Annotated in this window: 9 protein-coding genes and 2 pseudogenes; 10 read left to right on the top strand and 1 reads right to left on the bottom strand. The window is 62.2% G+C overall.

The annotated features are described in order from the left end of the window. The first annotated feature begins 91 nt into the window (after positions 1-91). A complete protein-coding gene (locus DK871_RS10105) occupies positions 92-2,152 on the top strand; it encodes a TonB-dependent copper receptor (protein ID WP_161904905.1) in 2,061 nt (686 codons plus the stop codon). Between the two features lie 118 nt (positions 2,153-2,270). After that, positions 2,271-3,654: pseudogene (locus DK871_RS10100) on the top strand (PepSY-associated TM helix domain-containing protein). 15 nt (positions 3,655-3,669) lie between these two features. Here DK871_RS10100 and DK871_RS10095 read toward each other — a convergent pair. Next, positions 3,670-8,226, bottom strand: coding sequence for a DUF4329 domain-containing protein (locus DK871_RS10095; RefSeq protein ID WP_161904904.1), 4,557 nt, complete (start codon positions 8,224-8,226; stop codon positions 3,670-3,672). Positions 8,227-8,483: 257 nt separating this feature from the next. Between DK871_RS10095 and urtA the strand changes: the two genes are divergently transcribed. From urtA to ureA, 8 genes and pseudogenes are all read left to right on the top strand, one after another. Beyond that, complete coding sequence (gene urtA / locus DK871_RS10090) at positions 8,484-9,749, top strand: urea ABC transporter substrate-binding protein (RefSeq protein ID WP_003188149.1); 1,266 nt, start codon at positions 8,484-8,486, stop codon at positions 9,747-9,749. A 107-nt stretch (positions 9,750-9,856) separates the two neighbouring features. Continuing rightward, complete coding sequence (gene urtB / locus DK871_RS10085; RefSeq protein ID WP_161904903.1) at positions 9,857-11,359, top strand: urea ABC transporter permease subunit UrtB; 1,503 nt, start codon at positions 9,857-9,859, stop codon at positions 11,357-11,359. Next, positions 11,359-12,426: an urea ABC transporter permease subunit UrtC gene (gene urtC, locus DK871_RS10080; RefSeq protein ID WP_161904902.1), complete on the top strand. Its 1,068-nt coding sequence runs from the start codon at positions 11,359-11,361 to the stop codon at positions 12,424-12,426. The genes urtB and urtC overlap by 1 nt, the downstream gene beginning before the upstream one ends. Beyond that, positions 12,423-13,256, top strand: coding sequence for an urea ABC transporter ATP-binding protein UrtD (gene urtD / locus DK871_RS10075; protein WP_161904901.1), 834 nt, complete (start codon positions 12,423-12,425; stop codon positions 13,254-13,256). Before urtC ends, urtD begins: the two co-directional genes overlap by 4 nt. A 139-nt stretch (positions 13,257-13,395) precedes the next feature. Next, positions 13,396-14,094 (top strand): urea ABC transporter ATP-binding subunit UrtE, encoded by a 699-nt coding sequence (gene urtE / locus DK871_RS10070; protein ID WP_161904900.1) that lies wholly within the window; start codon positions 13,396-13,398, stop codon positions 14,092-14,094. 30 nt (positions 14,095-14,124) lie between these two features. Then, positions 14,125-14,964 carry an urease accessory protein UreD gene (locus DK871_RS10065; RefSeq protein WP_161904899.1) on the top strand — a complete coding sequence of 280 codons (840 nt, stop codon included), beginning with the start codon at positions 14,125-14,127 and terminating at the stop codon, positions 14,962-14,964. Between the two features lie 2 nt (positions 14,965-14,966). Then, positions 14,967-15,077 (top strand): annotated as a pseudogene (locus tag DK871_RS29070) (outer membrane lipoprotein carrier protein LolA); the annotation flags it as partial. Positions 15,078-15,122: 45 nt separating this feature from the next. Continuing rightward, on the top strand, positions 15,123-15,425 hold the full coding sequence (gene ureA, locus DK871_RS10060; RefSeq protein ID WP_003171437.1) for an urease subunit gamma: 303 nt from the start codon (positions 15,123-15,125) through the stop codon (positions 15,423-15,425). The last annotated feature ends 2 nt before the right edge of the window (positions 15,426-15,427 follow it).

Here is a 15,427-nt window from a genome sequence, read left to right as displayed (position 1 = left end):
CCCTTTTCCCGTTACTTCACCCCGGCCGACTTTAGACAGACAGCCGTAGGCTGCTGGCCGTGTTGTTTACGATTGATTGATGGAATTTGTCATGTCCAGGTTTTCTGCTGACACCCGTTTGGGAAGTACTGCCCTGCTCACCGCCTTATGCGGCGCACTATTGGCCACCCACGCTCACGCCGACGAGCATGAGCTGAGCCCCACGGTCATCACCGCGATCGCCCCCAGCTCACCGCTGACCGTGGTCACCAACCCCAAAGACCCGCGCCAACCGGTGCCCGCCAGCGACGGCGGCGATTACCTCAAGACCATCCCCGGCTTCGCCCTGGTGCGCAACGGCGGCACCAATGGCGACCCGGTGCTGCGCGGCATGTTCGGCTCACGCCTGAATATCCTCACCAACGGCGGCATGATGCTCGGCGCCTGCCCTGGGCGGATGGATGCCCCTACTTCGTACATCTCGCCGGAAACCTACGACAAGCTCACCGTGATCAAAGGCCCGCAAACCGTGCTCTGGGGCCCGGGCGCGTCGGCCGGCACCATCCTGTTCGAGCGTGAGCCGGAGCAGTTCGGCGAGTTGGGCACGCGGGTCAACGCCAGCGTATTGGCCGGCTCCAACGGGCGTTTCGACAAGGTCATCGATGCCGCTGCTGGCGGGCCATTGGGCTACGTGCGGGTGATCGGCAACCAGGCCCACGCCGACGATTACAAGGACGGCAACAACGACACCGTCGCCTCGCGCTATGACAAGTGGAACGGTGACGTGGCCGTGGGTTTCACGCCCGACGCCGACACCCTGCTGGAACTCACCGCTGGGCGTGGCGACGGCGAGGCGCGCTACGCCGGACGCGGTATGGACGGCTCGCAGTTCCTGCGCGAAAGCCTGGGGCTGCGTTTCGAAAAGTCCAATATCGGCGAGGTGCTGGATAAGATCGAGGCCCAGGTCTACTACAACTACGCCGACCATGTGATGGACAACTACAGCCTGCGCGTCCCTTCGGGCACCGGCATGATGGCGGGCCCCATGGCGTCCAACGTCGACCGCCGCACCCTCGGTGCGCGCATCAAGGCGACCTGGCGCTGGGCGGATGTGCAATTGATCAGCGGCCTGGATGCACAGACCAATGAACACCGTGCGCGCAGCAGCATGGGCATCGACACCTACAAGGACTTGCCGCGCAACAAGGACGCCAATTTCCACAACTACGGCGTGTTCGGTGAATTGACCTGGTACGCCGCCGACAATGATCGCCTGATCACCGGCGCACGCCTGGACCGCGCCTCGGCCAAGGACTTCCGTCAACGCACCGGCTCGGGAATGATGTCGCGCCCGAACCCGACTGCCGGCGACACCCGCGCCGATACGTTGCCCTCGGGCTTTGTGCGTTATGAGCACGACCTGGCGGACAGCCCCACCACGCTGTATGCCGGCCTGGGCCACACAGAACGTTTCCCGGATTATTGGGAACTGTTTTCTCCCAACACCGGCACGGCCGGTTCGGTGAATGCCTTCGACGGCGTGAAACCGGAGAAAACCACCCAGCTCGACTTCGGCGCCCAATACAAGAGCGCCGACCTGGAAGCCTGGGCCTCGGGCTATGTCGGCCAGGTACGTGACTTCATTCTGTTCGACTACAGGCCCGGCATGATGGGCACCACCTCCCAGGCGCGCAATGTAGACGCACGCATCATGGGCGGCGAAGTGGGCGCGGCGTACAAGCTGAGCCAACACTGGAAAGCCGACGCCAGCCTGGCCTATGCCTGGGGCAAGAACAGCAGCGACGGCAAGGCCCTGCCACAAATGCCACCGCTGGACACGCGCCTGGGCCTGACCTACAGCCAAGACGACTGGAGCGCCGGCGCCTTGTGGCGGGTAGTTGCTGCGCAAAACCGCATCGACCCGAACAAGGGCAACGTGGTCGGCAAGGACTACGACAAAAGTGGCGGCTTTGGCGTGTTCTCGTTGAATGCGGCATACCGCATCAACAAGCACTTCAAGGTCAGCACCGGGGTCGACAATTTGTTTGGCAAGGCTTACGCCGAGCACTTGAACCTGGCCGGTAACGCAGGCTTCGGCTACCCGGCGAACGACCCGCAGGCCATCAAGGAGCCGGGGCGTACGCTCTGGACCAAGGTGGACATGAGCTTCTAAAAGCATCGCAGGCAAGCCAGCTCCCACAGGTGCAATACAGTCCCCTGTGGGAGCTGGCTTGCCTGCGATGACGGTGTAACAGACCAAGAAAAATCAAAAGCCTTATGCGGAGCAGCCGATGACCACGCAAAAAATCTCCTTCTACAACCTGGCCTGGCGCTGGCACTTTTACGCCGGCCTCTTCGTCGCCCCCCTTCATGGTGCTGCTGGCCCTCACCGGCATCATCTACCTGTTCAAACCCCAACTCGACCCGCTGATGTACGGCCACCTGCTCACCGTGCCCGCCGCCGAACACGCGCTAAGCGCCGACGAGCAACTGCAGCGCGCCCAGGCCGCCTACCCTCACGCCGCGATCAGTAAATACCTGCCCCCCGCCGACGCCACTCGCAGCGCGCAGTTCGTGATGCGCAACGACGCCCACGAAGTGACGGTGTTCATCGACCCCTATCGCGGCACCGTCCTCGGTGAGCAGGACGCAAATAACAACCTGCAGGCCATCGTCCGCGCCCTGCACGGCGAGCTGATGATCGGCACCGTCGGCGATCGCCTGATTGAACTCGCCGCCGGCTGGGGCGTGATGCTGGTGGTGTCCGGCCTGTACCTGTGGTGGCCGCGGGGCCAGTCTTCGGCCGGCGTGTTGTGGCCGCGCTTCGGTAGCCGTGGGCGCTTGTTCTGGCGCGACCTGCACGCTGTCGCCGGGTTCTGGGGCGCGGCGTTCCTGCTGGTGATGCTGCTCAGCGGCATGACCTGGACCGGCTTCTGGGGCAAGCAATACGCCGACCTGTGGAACACCTTCCCGGCAGCGATGTGGAACAACGTGCCGCAGTCCGACCAGCAAGCCCGTGTACTCAACACCGCCACCCAGCAAACCGTGCCCTGGGCCATGGAAAACACGCCGATGCCGATGTCCGGCGACCACGCCGAACACATGAACCACGGTGCGATGCCCGCAGGCCCGGCCGCACCCACGGTGCGCCTGCAACAGGTGGTCGACCTGGCCAATGCGCGCAAGGTCGAACCCGGCTACAGCATCACCTTCCCCACCACCGCCACCGGTGTGTTCACCGTCGCGGTGTTCGCCGACGACCCGCGCAACGACGCCACCCTGCACGTGGACCAGTACACCGGCAAGGTCCTGGCCGATGTACGTTGGGATCATTACAACCTGGTCGCACGCGCCACCGAGACCGGCGTGATGCTGCACGAGGGCAAGATGTTCGGCTGGGTCAACCAACTGATCGTGCTGGTCATTTGCTTGATGATTTTGCTCAGCGCGGCGAGTGGCGTGGTGATCTGGTGGAAGCGCCGGCCACAAGGTGGGTTGGGGGTGCCGCCGCTGCGTCACGACTTGCCGAAGTGGAAAACCGCGATAGCGATCATGCTCGGGCTGGCGATCATTTTCCCGTTGGTGGGGGCGTCGTTGATCGCCGTGTGGGCATTGGATCGCCTGGTGCTGTCACGTGTTCTTGGCCACCGAGAGCCCACTTCAGGCTCCGCCTGACGCAGGCAGGGGTGTTCACAATTCATCCTTGGGGGGACGACTGATCGACAGCTTCAACTGAGCCCCCAGAACCCCACGCACGGTCCAGAAATCCCCGCTGCGCACCACCCGCAGCTCGCCGATTCGCGCGAGCTCGGAGATAAAGTGAGAAGGTGTCGGGGCCTGCACGGTATAACCTGTTTGTGCCGACCATTTGCCGGGAACTGCAAGCAGGTTGTACTCCTCGTTGCTCCAATGAGGGGCATAGGCCAGCAATGCCCCGTCCCTTGCGGACAGATAGAACGAGACAATCGGCAAACCCTTTCGCTTCAAATCGTGAATGTAGTACGCCAGCTCGCGCCACGATACGAAGTGATTGCGAAAAGCGCCCTGCGCCGCGTTTTCCGGCTGATCCAACCCCGCATGGAACAGTAGATGGGCTGCGGTGATCCGGTATTTGTCCGGCAACCCACGGCCATCAAACAAGCCTTCAGCGTGCGTAGAGGGAAATCCATTGTCCGGTATTGGCAAAACGGGAAGATGGCTGCTGCCCATAGGATCGGACAACAGTGCACTCAGGTACTGCTGGCCCGTGTAGCCGCCGACATAAGCCTGAGAGAACCACGCAGCATCGTCGCGGTGAGCATGCAGCGGCCCCAATGCCAACTCGTGCTCGCTCGCAGGCTTGACTGCGCGTGAGAGGCCCGGCTGCCACTGAGCCCCCACTACGCCCGTACCGAGCCAGTTTGCGCTGGACTGCAACACCCGCAGTTCACCTGCCACCGCGACACGGCGGATGTAGTCAGACGGGCTCAATAAGCGCAGGCGCAGATTGACTGCATCGCTGTATGAGAGACCGCGCGTATCGCGCGCGACAAATTTGAGCAAGGCCCCGTCCACACAAGACAGATACACCGGCAACGCCGAACGATCAGCCGTGGCCTGCAGTTGATGAGATGCGCCGAGCAAATCGACCGGCGAGAACAACCCTCGGTATACATCGTCCCCGGTACGTACGCCCCCCGTTGGAAAAAAATCCGCCTGCTCAGGCACGCAGATATACATACCTGCCAAGGCGTAGCGATACGGATAGCCTGCACTGCTGAACACCCGGCGGCGAGCCAGTTTCGACCCGCCGTCGCTCACCGGCAATGTCGCCACGTACCCTCCGTTACCCATCGACTTGAGGATATATCCGAACATCAACTCCGAACGCTGCGCCCGTTGCTCGTGGACATACCGCACGGCATCGTCGACCTGGATGAACAGCGGGCTGCACGCTGGGTCATGACGCGCCTGGACATACTGGCCGTCACTTTTCGCTGGCGTGGCAAACGCACTCCATCCCGAAACCTCCCCAGGCCCGCCCCACATCGCACTGCCCAGCACCACATTCAGGGTAAAGCTGCGGGCAATACGATTGACGTACTCCGAAGGGGCCAACTCGCCCGCCCGTATCTGGCGCTCCAGTGGTGCTGTGAGCCACTCATGACGGCTTCTGGGGCGGGTGACCAGTTGCTGCTCAGTAATCTGCGGGTACTTGCCCCGCGGCTCGGGCCACAGGCAGGTCAACGAACCGTCAGGCCCCAGCAGGTAGTGATGCAGGCGCTTCTCACCGGGCGCCAATGCATGGGCCAGCAGACGGGTGGAAAACGTATTGCTGTACACCGATGCTTCAGCCGCCGTCAGCAAAAACGGCCACTGGGACGCTGGCCGCGAGTGATAGCTGGCTACCACTGTGGTGCGTATGGGGTACTGCCCCCGCGTCACCAACTCATCAGGGAAGATCCATTTGAGGTCGAAGACTTCATCGGCAATCACCAAGGGCTCGGTGGCCATGAAACCGCCGTCATCGCGTCGCAGGATGAGGCCGCCGAACATCTGCGCCTGCGTCGCGGCCACACGCCGGCGCACGTAGCGGGCAGCGTCGTCCATCGACACAAAGACCGGGCTCAAGCGACGTCGTGTCAGGTTGGCATACGGGTTCCATAACCGGCTCACCGCTCCGGTGCGGTCCCAACATGGACTCTGCGTGATCACACGCAGCTCGCCCGCCTCGGCGACCTTGCGAATAAATCTCAGCGGTTCAAGGGTGCCGCCCTTCAACTTGGCCTCGATCGCCTCCAGGCTGTCGTCCACGCTTTGCGAATCAAACAAGGACTTGGGCGAAGACGAGCGATAGCACAGCAAAGCCCCCTCGGGTGTCGCGATATACACCGCCGCGCCCAGGGCGGAGCCGCGTGTGATCAAGCGTGCCTGGGACACGGCGATGTCCAGGTGCGCAGGCAGCATAAAGCAGCGCTCAAGCCAGGCCGTGACACCATTGCCTGCCCATTGGTTGGTGTAATAAAGCGCCTCACACTCAAACCCCTCAGGCAGTTGGTAAGTACCAGGGCCGGTACTCGCGTACAGGCTGGCAAGGGTCAGCATCGGTGACTGCCGCGAAATCGGAACACATTCACTCGCCACGTAGTCATTGCGCGACGTGTGTTTGAGGATAAAACAGAAAAAATAGCGGTTTTGCTCCTGGTTGTAAGGTACTCGAGCGAGTGCATCCAAGGCCGCCGCGTCGGCGCTTTCAAACAGTGCGCCATGGCTCGGCTGTTCAGGACGCTGCCAAGCAGTGCTACGCAGGTACGGGCCCCAATCCAGGTCGATTGGCCCGCTCGGCCCCCACAACGCATTGCCGATCACCACCCGCAAGGTGCCGGCCTCGGCCAGTTTGCGCACCACATCGGCGGGTTTCATCGTGCCATTGGCCAGGTTCTTGGCAATCTGGCTGGTACCGCTGATGGCCTCGGCTTGCCAATGCAGTACCCACTCGGCCGTCGTGTGGCCCGGCTGGTAGGCGATCAGGCTGTCCTCGGCGGCGGATAGATAAGCGGTTACCCCGGCCTGCAAAATCGGGTGTACGTCCAGGTCACGGAACATCTGCCCGTAGACCTCGGCATCCTGGCGGCTCCACTTCAACGTCAGCGCCTCAGCGGGGTCGGCCAGGGACAGGGCAGTGCGTGAGCCGTAAAGCCCCTGCAAGCGGCACCCGGCATGCAGAATGATCGGCGCACCTTGCCGATCTTTGGGGTAAAGCCCCGCAAAGGCGAACGGCGATGGCCCAGTCGCCACAGGCTCGGTCGCCACATAACGACCATCCGCGCGTTGCAGGATCGTCCCGCCATATTCGCGATCACGACGTGCGCCGATGCGTTCATGGGCATGACGGGCCGCATCATCGGCACTGAGAAAGCCACGGCTCAAGCTGGGCAGGGCCACCTGGGAGTAGGGCTTCCACTGTGCATCGATCACACCGGCACGGTCCCATAAGGCACTGGTTTTCTCGACACTCAACTCCCCGGCTGCCGCTACCTTCAAAACGAACGCCCGGGTCAACAGCGCGCCGGACTGCAAAGCCGCCTGAGTGCCGTTGTCACCCACTTCCCCTGTGCTCGACCGGGTAAACAATGCCGTCTCCGCCGCCGAGCCTGAAAACCTGTAGCGCAGGATCGCCTCGTCGCGCATGCGGATGTACAACGACGCCCCCAGGGTAGATTGAGCGCCCCGCGCGTACTGACGAAATTGCGCGATATGCGTGGCCAGCTCCAACGGGCTGACAAAGTTCTTATACAGCCAGGCGTCCAGGTCAGGGTATTGGCCGGGCAAGGGCCGGGAGTGAAAGTAAATACCCAGCAGGTGAAGCCCGGTCGGCAACAGCGGCAGTTGATCACTGACGTCACTGGTGAGTTCCGGCTGCGCCGCCACAAACAACTCTTGCAGATCATGCTTGAGCAACAGCACCCGCTGCCGGGCGGTGGGAGTACGCTGGATACGCGACCAGGCATACGACAACGCCTGCTCAACGCTGGTGAACACCGGCCCGCAGGGCAATGGCATCGGCGACGCACTGAAGGGCTGGTAAGGTTGCCAATCGGCGGGAACGTCACCTGTCGAACCGCCCCACGCAGGGCTGGACTGCACGAAGGTCAACAGGCCCACCGATGCCAGCTTTTTGTAGATGCCTTCCAGCGTTCCATCATGGGCATGGGGCGAGGACCACGGCCCATTGGTATCCAGCCAGTGCACAAACCCCGCCTCGGCGGCGGAGTTGCTCGGTGTGTAGCGCAACAGTGCGCCATCTGGCCCCGAGAGATAAGCCTGGGTAAAACGCGCACGGTCCTGATGATTGAAGTAGATATCCGGTGTGGAATAAAAACTCATGAACGCCTGCATCTGCTGCAGCGTCCACTTGGGGTAAGTACGTTTTACAAAATCCAGAGAACTGGGGTGAGAGTGCAGGCTCGCCACAATCTGGTAGCCCTCGGGGTTCACGAACTCGCCGGCGGGATGTTCGCGGTCCAGCAACAGGTTCCAGTCGAACGTGGTGGGCTTGCCCGCGCGCGGTTCGCTGGCAACGTACAGGTTATCGCTCAGGCGCCGCAGAATGACACTGGCGTACTCCACGTCACGTTGGTTACCGATTTGCTCGTGAATATAACGCGCGGCATCGTCAGTGCTGATAAAGGCGGGGCTGAGCTGCCCCAGTTTGGCGTGGCCGCGAGGCAGTGCCGCGCGTTTGTCACGCGCAGAAGAATCGTCCATGAAAGCACCTGGATAGTCGAAAGAAGTGACCATCGTGGAATACCCGTGCGCTAAGCTTGCGCTGCATATTGCTCCCGACGCCCTTTTTTGAGGCGCGTCACGCCTGCGTCCTCTCTTGCAGCGCCAGGCTGGTGCGCAACCGTCGCTGCCTGGCCCTGAATCCCCGTTAAAACCGCTGCGGCAGGTCGCAGGCACAGCCTTTGCAAAGCGCTGTGTATCTGCCCCCATAACAACTATTGGTTTACGGAGATCGCACCATGAAGCGTCGCAGCTTGATCAAGGCTTTCACTTTGTCGGCATCCATTGCCGCCATGGGTTTGACCTGGACCGTCCAGGCCGCCGAGACCATCAAGGTCGGCATCCTGCACTCGTTGTCCGGGACCATGGCGATCTCCGAAACCTCGCTTAAAGACATGGCGCTGATGACCATCGACGAGATCAACGCCAAAGGCGGGGTGAACGGCAAGATGCTCGAACCGGTGGTGGTGGACCCGGCGTCCAACTGGCCGCTGTTCGCGGAAAAAGGCCGGCAACTGCTCACCCAAGACAAGGTCGCCGTGGTGTTCGGCTGCTGGACCTCGGTGTCGCGTAAATCGGTGTTGCCGGTGTTTGAAGAACTCAACGGCCTGCTGTTCTACCCGGTGCAGTACGAAGGCGAAGAGATGTCGCCCAACGTGTTCTATACCGGTGCGGCGCCAAACCAGCAGGCGATCCCGGCGGTGGAATACCTGATGAGCGAAGAAGGCGGCAGCGCCAAGCGTTTCTTCCTGCTCGGCACCGACTACGTGTACCCGCGCACCACCAACAAGATCCTGCGCTCATTCCTGCATTCCAAAGGCGTGGCGGATAAAGACATCGAAGAGGTGTACACCCCGTTCGGCCACGCCGATTACCAAACCATCGTTGCCAACATCAAGAAGTTCTCCGCCGGTGGCAAGACCGCGGTGGTCTCCACCGTCAACGGCGACTCCAACGTGCCGTTCTACAAAGAACTGGCCAACCAGGGCTTGAAAGCCACCGAGGTACCGGTAGTCGCGTTCTCGGTGGGTGAAGAAGAACTGCGTGGCATCGACACCAAGCCGTTGGTGGGCAACCTCGCGGCCTGGAACTACTTCCAGTCGGTGGAGAACCCGGTGAACCAGAAGTTCGTGGCCGACTGGAAAGCCTACGCCAAGAAACACAACCTGCCGGGCGCCGACAAAGCCGTGACCAACGACCCGATGGAAGCCACCTACGTGGGCATCCATATGTGGGCGCAGGCGGCGGAAAAAGCCAAGTCCACCGACGTCGACAAAGTGCGTGAAGCCCTGGGCGGCCAGACCTTCGCCGCGCCGTCTGGCTTCACCCTGACCATGGACAAGACCAACCACCACCTGCACAAGCCGGTGATGATCGGTGAGATCCAGGCCGACGGGCAGTTCTCGGTGGTGTGGCAGACCGAAGCGCCGATTCGTGCACAGCCGTGGAGCCCTTACATTCCGGGCAATGACAAAAAGCCGGACTATGCCGTGAAGAGCAACTAAAGCCCCCACAGCTCGAATGTGGGACATGAGCACTGTGGGAGCTGGCAAGCCAGCTCCCACAGGCAACCAGCTCCCACACTGTCCCCGCATGACCAGGACATTTTTATATGCCCACTGCCCTCCACCGCCTCATCCTCGCCCTGCTGCTGTTGCTGCCCTTGGGCGCACACGCCAGCGACGCCGAAGACTTCCTCAACGCCAACCCGGTGCAGCAAGCCAAACTCCTGCAGGACTGGGCAGCCAACCCCGACCCGGCCCGCATCGAGTTGGTGGATGCCCTCGAGCAAGGCCAACTCACGCTCAATGGCGAAACCAAGACCGTGCGCCTGAACAACCGCCTGCGCGGCCTGATCAATAACGTGCAAGCCAGCCAGCAACTGCTCGCCGCCGACCCCAAGGTGCGCCTGGAGGCAGCGCGCACCCTGCAAAAAAGCGCGGTGCCTGCACAGCTTAAATTCCTCGACCAGCAGGTCGCCGCCGAGACGGATGAGCAGGTGCACAGCGCCCTCAGCCTGGCCCTGGCCAACCTGCAATTGGTCGACCCCGACCCGGTGGTGCGCCTGGCGGCCGTGCGCTTGCTCGGCAGCACTGGCGACCCGCTGGCCCGCACGCGCCTGGAAGCGCTGCTGGCACCCGGCGTGGAAGCCGACGCGGCCGTGCATACCGCTGCTGAAACCAGCCTGGCCCAGGTCAAACGCAAACTGATGATGGGTGAAATCCTCGGCCAGGCGTTCAGCGGCATGTCCCTGGGCTCGATCCTGCTGCTGGCGGCCCTGGGCCTGGCGATCACCTTCGGCCTGCTCGGCGTGATTAACATGGCCCACGGCGAGATGCTGATGCTCGGCGCCTACTCCACTTATGTGGTGCAGTTGATGATGCAGCGCTATGTGCCCCAGGCCATCGAGTTCTACCCGTTGATCGCGTTGCCGGTGGCGTTCTTTGTCACTGCGGCCACCGGCATGGCGCTGGAACGCACAGTCATCCGTCACTTGTATGGCCGCCCGCTGGAAACCCTGCTCGCCACCTGGGGCATCAGCCTGATGCTGATCCAGCTGGTGCGCCTGGTGTTCGGCGCGCAGAACGTCGAAGTGTCAAACCCGGCCTGGCTGTCCGGCGGCATCCAGGTGCTGCCCAACCTGGTGCTGCCGTACAACCGCATCGTCATCATTGCCTTCGCGCTGTTCGTGGTGGTGCTCACCTGGCTGCTGCTGAACAAGACGCGCCTGGGTCTGAACGTGCGCGCCGTCACCCAGAACCGCAACATGGCCGCCTGCTGCGGCGTGCCCACCGGGCGCGTGGACATGCTCGCCTTTGGCCTCGGCTCCGGTATCGCAGGTTTAGGCGGCGTGGCGCTGAGCCAGATCGGCAACGTCGGCCCGGACCTGGGCCAGAGCTACATCATCGACTCATTCCTGGTGGTGGTGCTCGGCGGCGTCGGCCAGTTGGCCGGCAGTGTCATGGCCGCCTTTGGCCTGGGGATCGCCAACAAGATCCTCGAACCCCAGATCGGCGCCGTGCTCGGCAAAATCCTGATCCTCGCGCTGATCATTCTGTTTATCCAGAAACGCCCGCAAGGACTCTTCGCACTGAAAGGACGGGTGATCGACTGATGAACCAGCCATTGATGCTTACGGCCACGCAAAAGGCCGGCCCTAAAGTCACGATTGCAGTCGGTGCGGTCATCCTGCTCCTGCTGCTGGCGTTGCCCCTGTGTTCGCTATTGTCTGCCGACAACCCGCTGCATGTGTCGGCCTACACCCTGACCCTGGTGGGCAAGATCCTCTGCTACGCCATCGTTGCCCTGGCGCTGGACCTGGTGTGGGGTTACGCCGGGATGTTGTCCCTGGGCCACGGTTTGTTCTTCGCCTTGGGCGGCTACGCCATGGGCATGTACTTGATGCGCCAGGCATCCGGGGATGAGTTGCCGGCGTTCATGACCTTTTTGTCGTGGACCGAATTGCCCTGGTACTGGGCCGGCACCGACCATTTTCTGTGGGCGTTGTGCCTGGTGGTACTGGCCCCCGGTGTGCTGGCCTTGGTGTTCGGTTTCTTCGCCTTCCGCTCGCGGATCAAGGGCGTGTATTTCTCGATCATGACCCAGGCCCTCACGTTCGCCGGGATGCTGTTGTTCTTTCGCAACGAGACCGGGTTCGGCGGCAACAACGGCTTTACCAACTTCCGCAGCATCTTAGGTTTTGGCATCACTGAACCGGGCACGCGGGCGGTATTGTTTATCGCCACGGTGCTGTTGCTGGCGGCCAGCCTCTACATCGGCTGGCGCCTGGCGAAGAGCAAGTTCGGGCGTGTGCTCACCGCCCTGCGCGATGCCGAGAACCGCCTGATGTTCTGCGGTTACGACCCACGCGGTTTCAAGCTGTTCGTGTGGGTGTTGAGCGCGGTGTTGTGCGGCCTTGCCGGCGCGCTGTATGTGCCGCAGGTGGGCATCATCAACCCCAGCGAAATGTCACCGACCAACTCCATCGAAGCCGCCGTGTGGGTGGCGCTGGGCGGGCGTGGCACGCTGATCGGGCCGCTGCTCGGCGCTGGCGTGGTCAATGGCATGAAGAGCTGGTTCACCGTGGCTTTCCCCGAGTACTGGCTGTTCTTCCTGGGGGCGCTGTTCATCATCGTCACCCTGTACCTGCCCAAGGGCGTTATCGGCCTGCTGAAGAAATGAGGAACGTCATGCTTGAACCTATTTTCGACGCAGGCAGCGGCCGCGATGCGATTGGCATCGGCCAGGTCGCGGGCAAAGGGCTCAACACCCGTCACGGCACCATTCTGACCCTGGAAGATATCAGCGTCAGCTTCGACGGTTTCAAAGCCCTCAACGACCTGAACCTGTACATCGGCGTCGGCGAATTGCGCTGCATCATCGGCCCCAACGGCGCGGGCAAGACCACGCTGATGGACGTGATCACCGGCAAGACCCGACCCAGCCACGGCAAGGCCTGGTTTGGCGAAACCCTGGACCTGACCCGCATGAGCGAAGTGCAGATCGCCCAGGCCGGTATCGGGCGCAAGTTCCAGAAGCCCACGGTGTTCGAAGCCTTGAGCGTGTTCGAAAACCTGGAGCTGGCGCAGAAGACCGACAAGTCGGTGTGGGCCAGCCTGCGGGCGCGCCTGAGCGGCGAACAGAAAGACCGCATCGAGGAAGTGCTCGACACCATCCGCCTCACCGCTTCCGTGCATCGCCCCGCCGGTTTGCTGTCCCACGGCCAGAAGCAGTTCCTGGAAATCGGCATGCTGCTGATGCAAGACCCGCAACTGTTGCTGCTCGATGAACCGGTGGCGGGCATGACCGACGCCGAAACCGAGTTCACCGCCGAGCTGTTCAAGCGCCTGGCGGGCAAGCACTCGTTGATGGTGGTGGAACATGACATGGGGTTTGTCGGCTCCATCGCTGATCACGTCACCGTATTGCATCAGGGCAGCGTACTGGCCGAAGGGTCGCTGGAACAGGTGCAGGAAAACGAGCGGGTGATCGAGGTTTACCTCGGCCGCTAACGCTGACACGAACGGCTTTATGTGGGAGCTGGCTTGCCTGCGATAGCGGTGTACCTGATACACCGAGTCGTCTGCATCGCAGGCAAGCCAGCTCCCACAGTTGATCCGGTTCCCACAGGGGAATTGAGGAGAATCGAACATGCTGCAAGTCGACAAGCTGCACCAGTACTACGGCGGTAGCCACATCCTGCGCGGGCTGTCTTTTGATGTAAAAATCGGCGAAGTCACCTGCCTACTCGGGCGTAACGGCGTGGGCAAGACCACCCTGCTCAAGTGCCTGATGGGCCTGTTGCCGGCCAAGGAAGGCGCGGTGAACTGGGAAGGCAAGGCCATCACCGGCTTCAAGCCGCACCAGCGTGTGCATGCCGGGATCGCTTATGTGCCTCAGGGCCGAGAGATTTTCGCGCGGCTGACAGTGGAAGAAAATCTGCTGATGGGGCTGTCGCGCTTCCCCGGCTCCGAAGCCAAGGAAGTGCCGGCCTTTATCTACGAACTGTTCCCGGTGTTGCTGCAAATGAAGCATCGGCGCGGCGGTGACTTGTCCGGTGGCCAACAGCAACAGTTGGCGATTGGCCGCGCCCTGGCCAGCCGCCCGCGCCTGTTGATCCTCGACGAGCCCACCGAAGGCATCCAGCCCTCGGTGATCAAGGAAATCGGCGCAGTGATCAAGCAGCTCGCGGCGCGCGGTGACATGGCGATCCTGTTGGTGGAGCAGTTCTATGACTTTGCCGCTGAACTGGCAGACCAGTACCTGGTGATGTCCCGCGGCGAAATCGTGCAGCAGGGCCGTGGTGAAAATATGGAAAGCGAGGGTGTGCGTGGGCTGGTAACCATCTAATCTGTAGCCTCCTAACGATAAGCACACGCCATGAACCTGCCCGTTACCCCTGCCCTGTTCACCCCCAGCTGGCACGCCGAGCTGGAGCTCGGCTACGCGCGAGTCGGCGACACCACACGCCCGGTATTGCGCCGCCACCTGGGCCCGCTGCGGGTGCAAAAACACCTGTACGCCGAAGGCCCCCAGGTGTGCCAGCACATCATCGTGCACCCGCCCGGCGGGATTGCCGGTGGCGATCGTCTGGACATCAGCGCCCATGTGGGCACCGGAGCCTGGGCCCAACTGACCAGCCCCGGCGCCGCCAAGTGGTACCGCGCCAGCGGCCCGGCGTTTCAACAACTGGAACTGACCGTCGAAGACGGCGCGACCCTGGAATGGCTACCCCAGGAAACCATCGTGTTCAGCGCTGCCCAGGCCGAACTCACCACGCGGATCGAGCTGTTGGGCGATGCGCGGTTGTTCTACTGGGATGTGGTCGCCCTGGGCCGCCCGGCCAGTGGCGAACGGTTCACCCTGGGCCACTTTCAATCGCACCTGGACATTCGCCGCGACGGCCAGTTGCTCTGGCATGAACGCCAGCGCATTGTGGGCGCCGATGGGTTGCTGGATTCGCCGATCGGGTTGGATGGGCAACCGGTGTTTGCCACGTTGCTGGTGACCGGTGAGATCGAACCTGAATTATTGGAGCAATGCCGCTCACTGCCCCACGCGGTGCGCGGTGACCTGACCCAACTGCCGGGTTTGCTGGTGGCGCGGTGCCTGGCCAGTGAAGCGCTGCTGGCGCGGGGTTGGTTGATTGATTTATGGCGGCTTTTGCGACCGGCCGTACTCGGCAGGGAAGCGATATCACCAAGAATCTGGAGCACATGAACATGAGCCCTTCTGTAGGAGCGAGCTTGCTCGCGAAGATCGTTAACGATAACGCGGGCACCCTGAATGTACGCGGCGCCCTCAGGTTTTTCGCGAGCAAGCTCTCTCCTACAGGGGTTAGCGCTCGTCTTTTTAACTGCCTTACTACGGACTGAACCATGGACCTGACCCCACGGGAAAAAGACAAACTGCTGATCTTCACCGCAGGCCTGGTCGCCGAGCGGCGCCTGGCACGCGGGGTGAAGCTCAACTACCCGGAGACCATCGCCTATATCTCTGCCGCCTTGATGGAAGGCGCCCGCGATGGCCGCACCGTGGCCGACCTGATGCACTACGGCACCACCCTGCTCAGCCGAGAACAAGTGATGGAAGGCATTCCGGAAATGATCCCGGATATCCAGGTGGAAGCCACGTTCCCCGACGGCACCAAGCTGGTCACCGTCCACCAGCCCATTGCGTGAGG

The organism is Pseudomonas sp. L13 (assembly GCF_009935965.1).
Lineage (GTDB): Bacteria > Pseudomonadota > Gammaproteobacteria > Pseudomonadales > Pseudomonadaceae > Aquipseudomonas > Aquipseudomonas lactis.
This window is presented reverse-complemented; position numbering and strand designations above follow the sequence as displayed.